12 protein-coding genes are annotated in these 13,760 nt (G+C 73.7%); 6 read left to right on the top strand and 6 right to left on the bottom strand.

The window, feature by feature from the left end; translation table 11 throughout:
- Positions 1 to 116: 116 nt before the first annotated feature.
- Complete coding sequence (icmF, locus tag ACI79D_RS16745) at positions 117 to 3,362, bottom strand: fused isobutyryl-CoA mutase/GTPase IcmF (protein WP_456919575.1); 3,246 nt, start codon at positions 3,360 to 3,362, stop codon at positions 117 to 119.
- A gap of 162 nt (positions 3,363 to 3,524) precedes the next feature.
- Between icmF and ACI79D_RS16740 the strand changes: the two genes are divergently transcribed.
- Positions 3,525 to 4,517 carry an NAD(P)H-dependent flavin oxidoreductase gene (locus tag ACI79D_RS16740; protein WP_456919574.1) on the top strand — a complete coding sequence of 331 codons (993 nt, stop codon included), beginning with the start codon at positions 3,525 to 3,527 and terminating at the stop codon, positions 4,515 to 4,517.
- On the opposite strand, the gene ACI79D_RS16735 is transcribed toward ACI79D_RS16740, so the two are convergent.
- On the bottom strand, positions 4,480 to 5,631 hold the full coding sequence (locus ACI79D_RS16735; RefSeq protein WP_456919573.1) for an acyl-CoA dehydrogenase family protein: 1,152 nt from the start codon (positions 5,629 to 5,631) through the stop codon (positions 4,480 to 4,482). The genes ACI79D_RS16740 and ACI79D_RS16735 overlap by 38 nt on opposite strands.
- A 14-nt stretch (positions 5,632 to 5,645) precedes the next feature.
- Positions 5,646 to 6,185 (bottom strand): N-acetyltransferase family protein, encoded by a 540-nt coding sequence (locus ACI79D_RS16730; RefSeq protein WP_456919572.1) that lies wholly within the window; start codon positions 6,183 to 6,185, stop codon positions 5,646 to 5,648.
- A gap of 62 nt (positions 6,186 to 6,247) precedes the next feature.
- On the opposite strand from ACI79D_RS16730, the gene ACI79D_RS16725 reads away from it, so the two are divergent.
- Entirely contained in the window at positions 6,248 to 7,933 is a 1,686-nt protein-coding gene (locus ACI79D_RS16725; protein WP_456919571.1) for a ribonuclease J, read from the top strand.
- 3 nt (positions 7,934 to 7,936) lie between these two features.
- On the opposite strand, the gene ACI79D_RS16720 is transcribed toward ACI79D_RS16725, so the two are convergent.
- Positions 7,937 to 8,395 carry a GNAT family N-acetyltransferase gene (locus ACI79D_RS16720; protein WP_456919570.1) on the bottom strand — a complete coding sequence of 153 codons (459 nt, stop codon included), beginning with the start codon at positions 8,393 to 8,395 and terminating at the stop codon, positions 7,937 to 7,939.
- A gap of 48 nt (positions 8,396 to 8,443) precedes the next feature.
- Here ACI79D_RS16720 and ACI79D_RS16715 point away from each other — a divergent pair, with 48 nt between their 5' ends.
- Positions 8,444 to 8,950: a TVP38/TMEM64 family protein gene (locus ACI79D_RS16715; protein WP_456919569.1), complete on the top strand. Its 507-nt coding sequence runs from the start codon at positions 8,444 to 8,446 to the stop codon at positions 8,948 to 8,950.
- 265 nt (positions 8,951 to 9,215) lie between these two features.
- Here ACI79D_RS16715 and ACI79D_RS16710 read toward each other — a convergent pair whose 3' ends face one another.
- Complete coding sequence (locus ACI79D_RS16710; protein WP_456919568.1) at positions 9,216 to 9,506, bottom strand: hypothetical protein; 291 nt, start codon at positions 9,504 to 9,506, stop codon at positions 9,216 to 9,218.
- 175 nt (positions 9,507 to 9,681) lie between these two features.
- Here ACI79D_RS16710 and ACI79D_RS16705 point away from each other — a divergent pair, with 175 nt between their 5' ends.
- The 3 genes from ACI79D_RS16705 (at position 9,682) to ACI79D_RS16695 (ending at position 12,333) form a co-directional block, all read left to right on the top strand.
- Positions 9,682 to 9,804: a hypothetical protein gene (locus ACI79D_RS16705; protein WP_456919567.1), complete on the top strand. Its 123-nt coding sequence runs from the start codon at positions 9,682 to 9,684 to the stop codon at positions 9,802 to 9,804.
- Between the two features lie 191 nt (positions 9,805 to 9,995).
- Positions 9,996 to 10,811 (top strand): alpha/beta fold hydrolase, encoded by an 816-nt coding sequence (locus tag ACI79D_RS16700; protein WP_456919566.1) that lies wholly within the window; start codon positions 9,996 to 9,998, stop codon positions 10,809 to 10,811.
- 22 nt (positions 10,812 to 10,833) lie between these two features.
- Entirely contained in the window at positions 10,834 to 12,333 is a 1,500-nt protein-coding gene (locus ACI79D_RS16695) for a flavin-containing monooxygenase (RefSeq protein ID WP_456919565.1), read from the top strand.
- Between the two features lie 104 nt (positions 12,334 to 12,437).
- On the opposite strand, the gene ACI79D_RS16690 is transcribed toward ACI79D_RS16695, so the two are convergent.
- Positions 12,438 to 13,682, bottom strand: a complete 1,245-nt coding sequence (locus tag ACI79D_RS16690) for an MFS transporter (protein ID WP_456919564.1) — start codon at positions 13,680 to 13,682, stop codon at positions 12,438 to 12,440.
- Positions 13,683 to 13,760: the final 78 nt, after the last annotated feature.

The following is a 13,760-nucleotide window of genomic DNA, read 5'->3' as shown; positions in this document are numbered from 1 at the left end:
CCCCCCCCCCCCCCCCCCCCCCCCCCCCCCCCCCCCCCCCCCCCCCCCCCCCCCCCCCCCCCCCCCCCCCGCCCCCCCCCCCCCCCCCCCCCCCCCCCCCCCCCCCCGGGGCGCCATCAGACATTGCGCCGGTACTGGCCGCCCACCTCGAAGAACGCGTCGGAGATCTGGCCCAGCGAGCAGACCCGGACGGCGTCCATCAGCTCGGCGAAGACGTTGCCGCCCTCCATCGCCACCCGCTGCAGGCGGGCCAGCGCGGCCGGGGCCTCGACGGCGTGCCGGGCGTGGAAGTCCGCCAGCCGCTGCAGCTGCGACTGCTTCTCCGCCTCCGTGGCGCGGGCCAGCTCCAGCGGCTTCGGCGGGGTCTGGTCGCGGTGCGGGTCGAGGAAGGTGTTGACCCCGACGATCGGCAGGCTGCCGTCGTGCTTGCGGTGCTCGTAGAGCATCGACTCGTCCTGGATCTTGCCGCGCTGGTAGCCGGTCTCCATGGCGCCCAGCACGCCCCCGCGCTCGGCGATCCGGTCGAACTCGGCCAGCACCGCCTCCTCCACCAGGTCGGTGAGCTCGTCGATGACGAACGACCCCTGCAGCGGGTTCTCGTTGCCGGCCAGCCCCCACTCCCGGTCGATGATCATCTGGATGGCCAACGCCCGGCGGACCGAGTGCTCCGACGGCGTGGTCACCGCCTCGTCGTAGGCGTTGGTGTGCAGGCTGTTGGCGTTGTCGTAGATGGCGCAGAGCGCCTGCAGCGTCGTCCGGATGTCGTTGAAGTCCATCTCCTGGGCGTGCAGCGACCGGCCCGAGGTCTGCACGTGGTACTTCAGCTGCTGCGACCGGGGATTGGCCCCGTATCGCTCCTTCATCGCGACCGCCCAGATGCGGCGGGCGACCCGGCCGATCACCGAGTACTCGGCGTCCATGCCGTTGGAGAAGAAGAACGACAGGTTCGGCGCGAAGTCGTCGATGGCCATGCCGCGGGCGAGGTAGGACTCCACGTAGGTGAAGCCGTTGGCCAGGGTGAAGGCCAGCTGGCTGATCGGGTTCGCCCCTGCCTCGGCGATGTGGTAGCCGGAGATCGACACCGAGTAGAAGTTGCGCACCCCGTGGTCGATGAACCACTCCTGGATGTCGGCCATGCACCGCAGCGCGAACTCGGTGGAGAAGATGCAGGTGTTCTGGCCCTGGTCCTCCTTGAGGATGTCGGCCTGCACCGTGCCGCGGACGTTGGCCAGCACCCATGCGCGGATCTCGTCGGCCTCGGCCGCGTCGGGCTCGCGGCCCTCCTCGGCGCGGAAGGCGGCCAGCCGCTGGTCGATCGCGGTGTTGAGGAACATCGCGAGGATCGTCGGCGCCGGGCCGTTGATGGTCATCGACACCGACGTCGTCGGCGCGCAGAGGTCGAACCCGGAGTAGAGGACCTGCATGTCGTCCAGGGTCGCGATGGAGACCCCGGAGGTGCCGACCTTGCCGTAGACGTCGGGCCGCGGGTCGGGGTCGCGGCCGTAGAGGGTGACCGAGTCGAACGCCGTCGACAGCCGGGTCGCCTCGTTGCCGGCGGAGAGCAGCTTGAAGCGGCGGTTGGTGCGGAACGCGTCGCCCTCGCCGGCGAACATCCGGGCGGGGGCCTCGCCGGCCCGCTTGAACGGGAACACCCCGGCGGTGAACGGGTAGGAGCCGGGCAGGTTCTCCCGCCGCAGGAACCGCAGCAGGTCGGCCTCGTCGGTCGTCCTCGGCAGCGCGACCCGGCGGACGGCGTTGCCCGACAGCGTCTCCCGGGTGAGCGGCGTGCGGACCTCCCGGTCGCGGACGGAGTAGACGTACTCGTCGCCGGAGTAGGCCTCGACCCGGGCCGGCCACTCCTCCAGCAGCGTGCGCACCTCGGGGAGCAGTTCGGCGTCCGCGGCCTCCAGCAGCTCCCGCACCCGGCCGCCGGCCTGGTCGTCGCCCAGCAGGTCGGCGGTGTCGCGCAGCGACTGCCGGCGGCGGACGACGGCGGCCTGCTGCTCGGTCGCCGCGTGGTGGGCGCGCACGGCCTCGGCGATCTCGGACAGGTAGCGCGACCGCTGGGCCGGCACGACCGAGGTCAGCCCGGACGACGCCTTGACCTCCACCCGCGGCAGCACCCCGGCGCCGACCGGCAGCCCCTTGCCCGCGAGCAACCCGAGCAGGTGCTGGTAGAGCGCGGTGACGCCGTCGTCGTTGAACCGGGCGGCGCTGGTGCCGAAGACCGGCATCTGCTCCCACGGCTGCCCGAACGCCTCGCGGTTGCGCACCATCTGGCGGGCCACGTCACGGCGGGCGTCCTCGGCGCCGCGCCGCTCGTACTTGTTGATCGCCACCGCGTCGGCGAAGTCGAGCATGTCGATCTTCTCCAGCTGCGAGGCGGCGCCGAACTCCGGCGTCATCACGTACAGGGCGACGTCGGAGAACGGCACGATGCCGGCGTCGCCCTGCCCGATGCCCGGCGTCTCCACGACCACCAGGTCGAAGCCGGCCGCCTTCACCGCGCACAGCACGTCGTCGAGGTGCTCGGGCGTCTCCGCGCCGGCCGACCGGGTGGCCAGCGAGCGGAAGAAGGTGTGCGACCCGTCGCCGGTGTCGAGGGCGTTCATCCGGATCCGGTCGCCGAGCAGCGCCCCTCCCCCGCGCCGCCGGGTCGGGTCGATCGCCAGGACGGCGACCCGCAGCTTGTCCTCCTGGTCCAGCCGCAGCCGGCGCAGCAGCTCGTCGGTGAGCGAGGACTTGCCCGAGCCGCCGGTGCCGGTGATGCCCAGGACCGGCACCGTCCGCCCGGCCGCGGCCTCCCGCACCCGCGCGGCGAGCTCGGGGTCGCGCCCGGTCTCGAGCACGGTGATCGCCCGGGCCAGCGCCGCCGGCGACCCGGTGAGCAGCGCGTCCACGTCGGGCCCGTCGGCGGCCAGGTCGACGTCGCAGGCGCGGACGAGCTCGTTGACCATCCCGGGCAGGCCGAGGCGCTGGCCGTCGTCCGGGCTGAAGATGCGCACCCCCTGCTCGGCCAGCAGCGCGATCTCCTCGGACACGATCACGCCGCCACCGCCACCGAAGACCTGCACGTGCCCGGCGCCGGACGCGGCCAGCCGCTCCTTCAGGTAGGTGAAGTACTCGACGTGGCCGCCCTGGTAGGAGGAGACGGCCACGCCCTGCACGTCCTCCTCCAGCGCCGCCCGGACGACGCTGTCGACGCTGCGGTCGTGGCCGAGGTGCACGACCTCCGCGCCCTGGCTCTGCAGCAGCCGGCGCATCACGTTGATCGCCGCGTCGTGCCCGTCGAAGAGGCTGGCCGCGGTCACGAACCGGACCGGGTGGGCGGGGACGTGCAGGTCGGACGGCGTGCCGGGCATGCCACTCCCAGGGCTGCGGCCGGGCGTCGTCGCCGGGCCGAGATAGTTGGACGTCCTAGTATCTCGGGTAAGGGAAGCCTGTGTCCACTGCCGACCAAGGGCTCTGGACGGCGTCCCCGGGGGGCGGCACGGTCGGGTCCCGGCGCGGCACGAGGAGGCGCCATGGTCACCACCCGGTTCACCGAGCTCACCGGCTGCTCCGTCCCGGTCCAGCAGTCCCCGATGGGGCCGGTGGCCGGGCCGGCGCTGGTCGCCGCGGTGGCCGGGGCCGGCGCCGTCGGGACGCTGGGTGCGCTGGGCATGACGGCCGACCAGGTGGTGCGCGCGGTGGAGGCGACGCGGGCGCGCACCTCCGGCGTCCTCGCGGTCAACCTGCCCACCGAGGACGTCGACGAGGACGCGGTGGCCGCCGCCGCCGAGCGGGTCCGGCTGGTCGACTTCTCCTGGCTCAGGCCGCGCAGGCGGCTGGTGGAGCTGGCGCACTCCGCCGGGGCGCTGGTCGGCTGGCAGGTCGGCTCGTCGGAGGAGGCGCGCGCCGCGGAGGACGCCGGCTGCGACCTGGTGACGGCGCAGGGCATCGAGGCCGGCGGCCACGTCCGCGGCACGCAGCCGCTGGACGTGCTGCTGGACGAGGTGCTGGCCGCCGTGCGCGTCCCGGTCCTGGCGGCCGGGGGCATCGCGTCGGGCCGCGCCCTGGCCGCCGTGCTCGCCGCCGGGGCGGACGGCGCCCGGATCGGCACCCTGTTCATCGCCACCGAGGAGTCGGCGGCCCACCGCAGCTACAAGCGGGCGGTGCTCGCGGCCGGCCCCGACTCCACCGTGATCACCGGCGCGTTCGCCGTGGAGTGCCCGGTGTGCGCGACGAGCCCCCGTGCCCGGGTGCTGCGCGCCGCCGTCGACCGGCTCGGCGTCTTCGAGGGGGACGTCGTGGGCACGGTGCGCCGGGGCGGCGAGGACGTGCCCCTCCCCCGCGGGGCGGGCCTGCCGCCGGTGGCCGCGGTCTCCGGCACGGTCGACGCGATGGCGCTCTACGCGGGCACGGGCGTGGACGAGGTGACCTCGGTGCGGCCGGCCGGCGAGGTGGTCGCCGAGCTCGGGGCCGCCGCCGACCGGGCGCTCAGATCCGGTGCCGGGCGATCCACTGCGCGGCGATGACGGTGCGCTGGATCTCGTTGGTGCCCTCGCCCAGGATCATCAGCGGCGCGTCGCGGAAGTAGCGCTCGACGTCGAACTCCTTCGAGAAGCCGTAGCCGCCGTGCACCCGCATGGCGTCCAGGGCCACCTGCATCGCCGCCTCGGAGGCGAACAGCTTGGCCATGCCGGCCTCCATGTCGGCGCGCGCGCCGCCGTCGAGCCGCTCGGCGGCGTCGGCGGTGAGCAGGCGGGCGGCGGCCACCCGGGTGGCCATGTCGGCGATCAGGTTGCCCACCGACTGGTGCTGCCAGATGGGCTTGCCGAACGACTCCCGCTGCTGCGCGTACCGGGTGGCCGAGTCGAGCGCGGCCTGCGCGACGCCGACCGCGCGGGCGGCGACCTGGACCCGGCCCACCTCCAGGCCGCGCATCATCTGCGCCCAGCCCGCGCCCGGCTCCCCGCCCAGGACGGCGTCCGCGGGCACCCGCATGCCGTCGAACGCCAGCTCGCAGGCCTCCACGCCGCGGTAGCCGAGCTTGGGGATCTTCGGGCCGACCGTCAGCCCGTCGCCGGGCTCGACCAGGAGCACCCCCATGCCGGTGTGCGGCGGGTTGGCCTCGGGGTCGGTGCGGCACAGCAGCCCGATCAGGCCGGCGTGCTGGGCGTTGGAGATCCACGTCTTGCTGCCGGTGACCCGCCAGCCCGCGCCGTCCCGGACGGCGGTGGTGCGCATTGCCTGCAGGTCGCTGCCGCCGCCGGGCTCGGTCAGCGCCATGGTCGCCCGCAGCGAGCCGTCGGCCATCCGCGGCAGGTACGCCGCGCGCTGCTGGTCGGTGCCGAACGTACGGAGCAGGTAGGCGATCACCGAGTGCCCGCCGATCGCGCCGGCCAGGCTCATCCAGCCGCGCGCCAGCTCCTCGGTGACCCGGGCGAAGCAGGCGGCACTCACGTCGAGACCGCCGTGCTCCTCCGGCACCAGCAGGCCGAAGCAGCCGAGGGCCTTCATCTCCTCGACGAACTCCTCGGGGTAGCGGTCCTCGGCCTCGAACTCGGCGACCCGCGGGCGCACCCGCTCGTCGACGAACCGGGCGGTGAGCGCGACCATCTGCTGCTCGTCGTCGGCCAGCGTCGGCATGGCCCGAGGCTGCCTCAGCGGGGCGGTTCCGGCGCGCCGTCGTCGTCGGTCGCGTCGCCGAGCGGTCGCTGGCACCAGGCGACGTCGTGCCAGCGGCCCAGCTTCCAGCCGACCCGGCGGTAGGTGCCCGACGGCGCGAAGCCCAGCGCCCGGTGCAGGGCGACGCTGGCGTCGTTGGGCAGCACGATGCCGGCCAGCGCCGTCCGGTACCCGCGGGCGGCGAGCCGGTCGAACAGCGCGGTGTAGAGCGCCCGCCCGGCGCCGGGGCGGCGGTGGCCCCGCTCGGTGTAGACGCTGACCGACGTCGACCAGCGGTAGGCCGCCCGGGTCATGAACGGCCCGCCGTAGGCGTAGCCGGCCACCCGGCCGGCGTCCTCCAGCACCACCCAGGCGTGCCTGCCGACGGCGGCCGCGATCCGCGCGGCCATCTCGGCGGCGTCCGGCGGCTCGGTCTCGAAGGAGATCTCGGTGTCGCGGACGTAGGGCCGGTAGACCTCGGCGCACCCGGCGGCGTCCGCCTGCGTCGCGTCCCTGACCAGCCAGCCCTCCGCCACGGGCCCATCCAACCGGGCCGCCCGTGCAGGGGTCCGCCGGGGGACCGCCGTAGCGTTGAGGCATGAGCCACGCGCACCCGGACCTCCGCACTCCCCCGCCGTTGCCGGACGGCGGCCTGCGGGTGGTGGCCCTCGGCGGCCTGGGCGAGATCGGCCGCAACATGACCGTCTTCGAGCACGCCGGCCGGCTGCTCGTCGTCGACTGCGGCGTGCTGTTCCCCGAGGAGCACCAGCCGGGGGTCGACGTGATCCTCCCGGACTTCACCTCGATCCGGGACCGCATGGACGACGTCGAGGCGATCGTGCTCACCCACGGCCACGAGGACCACATCGGCGGGGTGCCCTACCTGCTGCGCGAGCGGCGCGACATCCCGCTGGTGGGCTCGAGGCTCACGCTGGCCTTCGTCGACGCCAAGCTCAAGGAGCACCGGATCCGGCCGGTGACCCGCCAGGTCGGCGAGGGGGACCGGTTGTCCTTCGGCCCGTTCGACTGCGAGTTCGTCGCGGTGAACCACTCGATCCCCGACGCACTCGCCGTGGCGATCCGCACCCCCGCCGGGATGGTGCTGCACACCGGCGACTTCAAGATGGACCAGTTCCCCCTCGACCGGCGGATCACCGACCTGCGCGCGTTCGCCCGGCTCGGCGAGGAGGGGGTGTCGCTGTTCCTCACCGACTCGACCAACGCCGAGGTCCCCGGGTTCACGACGTCCGAGGGCGAGCTGGTGCCGGCGATCGAGACGGTGTTCCGGACCGCGCCCAAGCGGGTCATCGTGTCCAGCTTCGCCAGCCACGTGCACCGCATCCAGCAGATCCTCGACGTCGCGCACGCGCACGGCCGCAAGGTGGCGTTCGTGGGCCGCTCGATGGTCCGCAACATGGGCATCGCCCGCGACCTGGGCTACCTGACGGTGCCCCCCGGGCTGCTCGTGGACATGAGGGAGCTGGAGAAGCTGCCCGCCGACCAGGTGTGCCTGATCTGCACCGGGTCACAGGGCGAGCCGATGGCGGCGCTGTCGCGGATGGCCAACCGCGACCACGTCATCCGCATCACCGAGGGCGACACCGTGCTGCTGGCCAGCTCGCTCATCCCGGGCAACGAGAACGCCGTCTACCGGGTGATCAACGAGCTCACCCGGTGGGGCGCGAACGTCGTCCACAAGGGCAACGCCAAGGTGCACGTCTCCGGCCACGCCAGCGCCGGCGAGCTCGCCTACTGCTACAACGTCGTCCGGCCGCGCAACGTGATGCCGGTGCACGGCGAGTGGCGGCACCTGCGGGCCAACGGCGACATCGCTGTCAAGACCGGGGTCCACCCGCGCGGCGTCGTCCTCGCCGAGGACGGCGTGGTGGTGGACCTGGTCGACAACAAGGTGCGGATCACCGGCAAGGTCCCCGCGGGCAACGTCTACGTCGACGGGACGACGGTCGGCGAGGCCACCGAGGCGCACCTGCGCGACCGCCGCACCCTGGCCCAGGAGGGCGTGATCACCGTGGTGGCGATCGTGGACGCCGACACCGGCCGGCTGGCCGAGGAGCCGGACTTCCTCGCCCGCGGCTTCGTGCACGACGAGGCGACGTTCGAGACGGCCATCCCGGTGATCGAGAAGGCGCTGGCCAAGGCGGCCGAGGAGGGCGTCGGCGGCGCGGTGCAGCTGGAGCAGCTGATCGCCCGCGCGGTCTCCGGCTGGGCGGACAAGACCTACCGGCGCCGGCCGATGATCATCCCGATCGTCGTCGACGCGTGAGCCTCACCCGGCATGCCGGTAGGTGGTGACCCAGAGCCCGGGCGCGACCTCCCGGTCCCCGGTCGGGGTGAAGCCGAGCCGCTCGTAGAGCGCCCGGGCGGGGGTGTTGGCCCGGCCGGTGGCGACGATGACGGGACGCCCGCCGGCCCGGCCGAGGACCGCCTCCACCAGCGCCGTCCCGATCCCCTGCCGGGCGGCGGCGGGGCGCACGACCAGCCGCTCCACGTCGACGAGTGCGCGGTCCTCGGTCCAGGCGATCGCGCCGGCCGGCCGGCCGTCGGCGCCGAGCGCGGCCAGCCAGCTGAGTCCGGCGCCGCGGAGGCCGGCGAGGTCCTCCCGCAGCGGCGGGATCCGGTCGTCGCCGATCAGCCCGGCCTCGACCGCGTAGGCGGCGGCCTGGACGGCGAGCAGCTCGCGGGCGAGGCCCTCGTCGGCGGCGGGGTCGACCGGCTCGATGCGCACGGCGGCGAGCCTGCCAGGGGGTGGCGCCGGCTCGTCGTCCTGGGGCTGGTGCTGGCGGGGGCCGTCGTCCTGGCGCTGACCGTCGAGCGGCCCGGGGTCCCGGCGCTGCGCAGCTGGCTGCACGACGCGGGCCCGGCCGGGTGGACCGCCGTCGTCCTGGCCTGCGCCGGCGCGCTGATGACGCCGGTGCCGCGGACGGCGCTGTCGGTGCTGCTCGGCGCCGCGGCCGGCTTCCCGGCCGGGCTGGCGGTGGCGGTCGCCGCCGGGTGGCTCGGCGGCATGGGCGGGTTCGCGGTGGCGCGCTCCCTGGGCCGGGACGCCGTCGCCCGGCTCGCCGGACGGCGGCTGGCGCGCGCCGACCGGCTGTTCCGGGACCGCGGCTTCCTCGCCGTGCTCGCCGCGCGCATGAGCCCGGTGCCGTTCTGGGTGGTCAGCTACGCGGCGGGGCTGTCCAGCGTGCGGTGGTGGCCGCACGCCCTGGGCACCGCGGCCGGGGTGGTGCCGGGGGCCGTGCTGCAGGTCGGCCTCGGAGCCTCCGTGCTGGGCTGGCTGTAGCCCGCCCGGAGCCGGTCGCGTGACGTCCCGCCCGGTGCGCCTCTCCCTTCGGCACTGCAGCACGGGGGGGGGGGGCGGTCGGGGTGGCGACATGCCCGCCGTCCCGGGGACCAAGCAGACCGACCGCGGCGCGTTCGCCAACGGCGTGCCGTTCCTGCGCTGGGGTGACGGCCCGAGGTCCATGGTGGTCCTCCAGGGCGGACCCGCGAGCGCGACGCCGTCGCCCCGGGAGGCGGACGTCGGCGAGCGCGCCGGGCGTGCCGACTCAGGGGGCGGCCGGGTTGAGCAGGACGAGAGCGCGCACCCGGTCGTCGGGTTCGACCGCGGCAGGGGCCGGCTGCCGGTCGGGGGTCTCGTGCGGGAACGCCCTGGGTCGCCCGCCCGCCACGGCGAGCGCGGTGTAGCCGCCGAGTGAGTGGCCGACGACGCCGCCCCCGGCAGTGAGCGCGTGGTGCCCGCCGACCTCGTCCATGACCGCCCGGACGTGGCCGGGCCGGTTGCGCAGGATCTCCGCGGTGCCGGCGAGGTCGTTGCGGTCGCGGTGGCCCTCGAGCACCTGCGTCCCCGCCGCGTACGCAACCTGGCCTCGCTCGCGCCCCGGCGCAACATGCCAGCCGGCGCGGACACGACGACGTAGTCGATAACGGATCGGTAACGGTTCGGCGGATCCGGACCGGTTCGTGCCGTTGGAGAGGGGAAGGTGAACAACAGGTGAACGAGAGGTGGCTGAGATGCGTACTGATTGCCCGCAGTGTCGTTGGGTCTTCGTGGTGGACGGCTCCGGCCGCCGGCACATGGAGATGCGCTGGACCGCGCCGGCGCCGACCGCCCAGCCGGTGCAGCGCGCCGCCTGACCCGAGAGACGCCAACAGCCCGTCCGGACGCCGTCCGGACGGGCTGTTCGCGTCTCTCGGGGGCCGTTCTGGGACGCGGCCCGGGCCGTCGTGGCGCACCGAGGCGCCGTGCAAGACTCAGCTATCGCCTGTGATCGTCGTCACAACCCCGGTGTCGCTGTCGGGCCGGGGCGGTCGACCCGAGGAGCGTCATGCCACAGCAGGCCGTCCGAACCGGCGTCAGGCTGAACTATGAGGTCACCGGGGAGGGCGACCCGGTCCTGCTCATCATGGGGACCTCGGGATCGATCGGCCTGTGGGCGGAGAAGGTGCCACGGCTGGCCGAGCGGCACCGGGTCATCGCCTTCGACAACCGGGGGCTGGGAGGCAGCGATCGCGGGGAGGGACCGATCACCTCGGCGTCGATGGCCGAGGACGCCGCCGCGTTGCTGGAGGCGCTGGAGATCCCTCGAGCGCACGTCCTGGGCTGGTCCCTGGGATCGGCCGCCGCCCAGGAGCTGGCACTGGCGCACCCACAGCAGATCGCCTCGACCGTCCTGTACGCCACCTGGGGACGCTGCGACGGCTTCCAGCGGAGCGTCTTCACCGCGCTGCGGTTGCCGTACGCGATCCGTGACATGGAGGCTGCACTCGCGATCGCCGGGCTGGCCTTCTCGCCCCGTCTCCTCGACCACCCCGACTTCCTGCAGCTCCTGGAGCCGCTGGCGCCCTTCTTCCCGCAGAACGAGGCCCAGATGCAGGTGACGACGGAGCAGTGGGACGCCGACCTGGCGCACGACACGCTCGACCGGCTCGGCGGGATCAGTGCGCCCACCCTGGTGGTCGTCGGCGAGGAAGACCTGTTGACCCCACCGCGGCAGTCCAAGGCGGTCGCCGACCGGATCCCGGGTGCCCGCTACGAACTGGTGCGTGGTCCCGGCTCCAGCCACTGCCTGCACCTCGAGCGACCGGAGGACCTCGTCTTCCTCGTGAGCGACTTCCTCGCCGAGCACCCGATCAAGCACTGACAACCGAACGAGGGGGAGAGCCGTGGACACGGAGGTCTACGAGGTCGCCATCCTGGGAGCCGGCCTGGCGGGGCTGGGGATGGGCATGAAGCTGAAGATGGCCGGCGAGGAGTCCTTCGTCATCCTGGAGAAGGAGGACCGGGTCGGCGGCACCTGGCGGGACAACAGCTACCCCGGCGCCAGCTGCGACGTGCAGTCCCACCTGTACTGGTTCTCCTTCGACGAGCAGCCGGACTGGAGCCGCGTCTATGCGTTCCAGCCGGAGATCCAGGCCAACATCGAGCGGCTGGTGGCCCGGCGTGGCCTCAACCACCACATCCGGCTGAACGCTGAGGTGACCGAGGCGGTGTGGCTGGAGGACGCCGGGCACTGGCTGATCACCACCCTCAGCGGCGAGCAGGTCCGGTCCCGGGCCTTCATCGCGGCGTGGGGCCAGCTCAACCGACCCAGCTTCAAGGGCATCGAGGGGCGGGAGCACTTCGACGGTGACTCCTGGCACTCGGCGCGGTGGCGGCACGACGTCGACCTGACCGGCAAGCGCGTCGCGAGCATCGGCAACGGCGCCAGCGCGGTGCAGTTCATCCCCGAGGTCGCCCAGGTCGCCGCGCACCTGACGGTGTTCCAGCGCACCCCGAACTACGTCGTCCCCCGGCTCGACCGCCCCTACACCGAGGAGGAGCGGCGGATGTTCCTGGGGGAACCGGCGAAGCTCCAGGAGAGCCGCGACGGCTTCTACTGGGAACACGAGGGGTGGATCGGAGCGATGAAGCTGGAGGACAACCCGGTCGCCCAGGAGTTCACGCGGGTCGCCCGGGAGCACCTCGAGACACAGGTCCCGGATCCCCAACTGCGCGAGAAGCTCTGGCCCGACTACCCCATCGGGTGCAAGCGGATCATCATCGCCGACACCTTCTACCCGACCTTCATGCGGGACGACGTCGAGCTGGTCACCGACCGCATCGAGCGCATTGAGTCCCGCGGAGTGCGGACGGAGGACGGCCGGCTGCACGAGATGGACGTGATCATCTACGCGACCGGCTTCGAGACGCTGTCGTTCATCGGCCACGTCGAGATCATCGGCCGCTCCCCCAAGAGCTGGCCGCCGCGCCGCGGGGAGGGCGTCTCGCTGCGGGACGCCTGGCGTGAGGCTCCGGAGGCCTACCTAGGGATGACCGTGTCCGGCTTCCCGAACCTCTTCATCCTCTACGGCCCCAACACCAACCTCGGCCACAACTCGATCATCGCGATGCTCGAGTGTCAGTTCGACTACGTGCTCAAGGCACTCGAGGTCGGCAAGCAGAAGGGAGCCGCGCTCGACCTGCGCCCAGAGGTCCTGGAGCACTACAACGCACAACTGCAGGACGAGCTCCGGAACAGCTCCTTCGCCGGTAGGTGCAACAGCTGGTACAAGACGCCGGACGGGCGCATCACCAACAACTGGTCCGGCAGCGTCGAGGACTACCGCCGGCGCACCGCCGAGCTCGATGTGGGGGACTACCAACTGGTGCCCGTCGCCGGCTGAGCCGCGCGCCGGGTGGGGTGACAGTGCTCCCCCGGCCGGCGGCAGTCGGCTCCTGGGTGAGGATGCCGACTGCCGCCGGCCGGGAGAAGCGAGCGCGGGAAGCGTCAGTGGGCGAGCGCCGGGTCGGCCGCCGCGGACGGCCGGGCCAGCCGCACACCCACCGCAGCGACCACGGCGAGGGCGCCGATGACCACGAGCGCCGACCCCAGCCCGCCGATCGCACCGCTGAGGCCGAGCACCACGAGCGGGCAGACGAACTGGCCGATGAACATCGCCGAGGTCCAGACGCCGGTGCCGCGGCCGCGCTGCTCGAAGGTCAGCGACCCGAGCGCCCAGCTGAGCATCGCGGGCAGCAGCAGCCCGTTGCCGAACCCGGTGACCACGGCGAACACCACCACCATCGGCACCGAGCTCGCGAGCCCGAGCCCGAGGAGCCCGACCCCGGAGAGGGCGAAGGCCGCCGGCACGGTGACGGCGGGGCCGAGGCGGGCGGCCCGGGCGAACAGGAACCCGCCGACCGCCGTGCCGAGCGAGGCGATGGCGCTGACCGCGCCGATGGTCCCGGTGGACTCCACACCGATGCCGTCCAGGACGAACGACAGCTCGACGATGAGGACGTAGAAGACCAGGCCACCGAAGAGGGTGACGCCGACCGGGCCGGCCAGCTGCCGCCACGGCATCGGCGGCAGCTTCTCGGTCCGCGCGACCGGCGTCGGCTGCCACACGTACTTCGCGGCGAGCACCGCCAGGGGCAGGCTGACCGCGTACAGCCAGAACGGCGTCCGCCAGTCCTGGGCGCCCAGGGCGCCGCCGAGACCGAAGAAGACGGTGGCCGCGACGGTGGTGAACACGACCTGCAGGCCGAAGTAGCGCTCCCGCTGCGAGCCGTGGAAGTAGTCCCCGAGCAGCGTGGTGCAGCAGGTCATGATCGCCGCCTCGGTCAGCCCGACGAGCACGCGGCTGGCCACGATCAGCTGCAGCGAGTCCAGCCACAGCGGCGCGGTGCCGGCGATCGCGTAGACGACCAGGGCGCCGACCAGCAGGCGCTTGCGGCCCACCCGGTCCACGATCCGGCCGGCCACCATCGCGGTCAGGCCGATGACCAGCGCCGGCGCGGTGAGCACGATCGGGGTCAGGGCCTCCACGCCCGGCGTGCCGGCGAAGGCGTCCTGGATGCGGGGCAGCACGGGGGCCAGCAGCACCGACCCCAGAACGCCGAGGCAGCTGGACAGCAGCAGGACCAGCGCCTGCGGCCGGCCGGCCGGTCGCCCCGTGGCGGGGTCGACGGCGACCTCGCCGGCCAGCGCCTCCGCGCTGGGCGCGGGCGAGTTGAGGACACGTTCCGACACGGGGCTCCTCCGGGAGGGCGGGGTGCCGGCCCGGTGACCGGCATCACTGGCGGAGGAGTGTGCGGATGCCGACGTGCA

This window comes from Geodermatophilus sp. SYSU D00708 (assembly GCF_054050115.1).
Note: the sequence above shows the minus strand (reverse complement) of the source record. Positions and strands in the feature narration are given on the sequence as shown.

Excerpts from the sequence above, each read along its gene's own strand:
- icmF (WP_456919575.1), bottom strand. The coding sequence starts at position 3,362 with ATGCCCGGCACGCCGTCCGACCTGCACGTCCCCGCCCACCCGGTCCGG.
- ACI79D_RS16740 (WP_456919574.1), top strand. The coding sequence starts at position 3,525 with ATGGTCACCACCCGGTTCACCGAGCTCACCGGCTGCTCCGTCCCGGTC.
- ACI79D_RS16735 (WP_456919573.1), bottom strand. The coding sequence starts at position 5,631 with ATGCCGACGCTGGCCGACGACGAGCAGCAGATGGTCGCGCTCACCGCC.
- ACI79D_RS16725 (WP_456919571.1), top strand. The coding sequence starts at position 6,248 with ATGAGCCACGCGCACCCGGACCTCCGCACTCCCCCGCCGTTGCCGGAC.
- ACI79D_RS16705 (WP_456919567.1), top strand. The coding sequence starts at position 9,682 with ATGCGTACTGATTGCCCGCAGTGTCGTTGGGTCTTCGTGGTGGACGGC.
- ACI79D_RS16700 (WP_456919566.1), top strand. The coding sequence starts at position 9,996 with ATGCCACAGCAGGCCGTCCGAACCGGCGTCAGGCTGAACTATGAGGTC.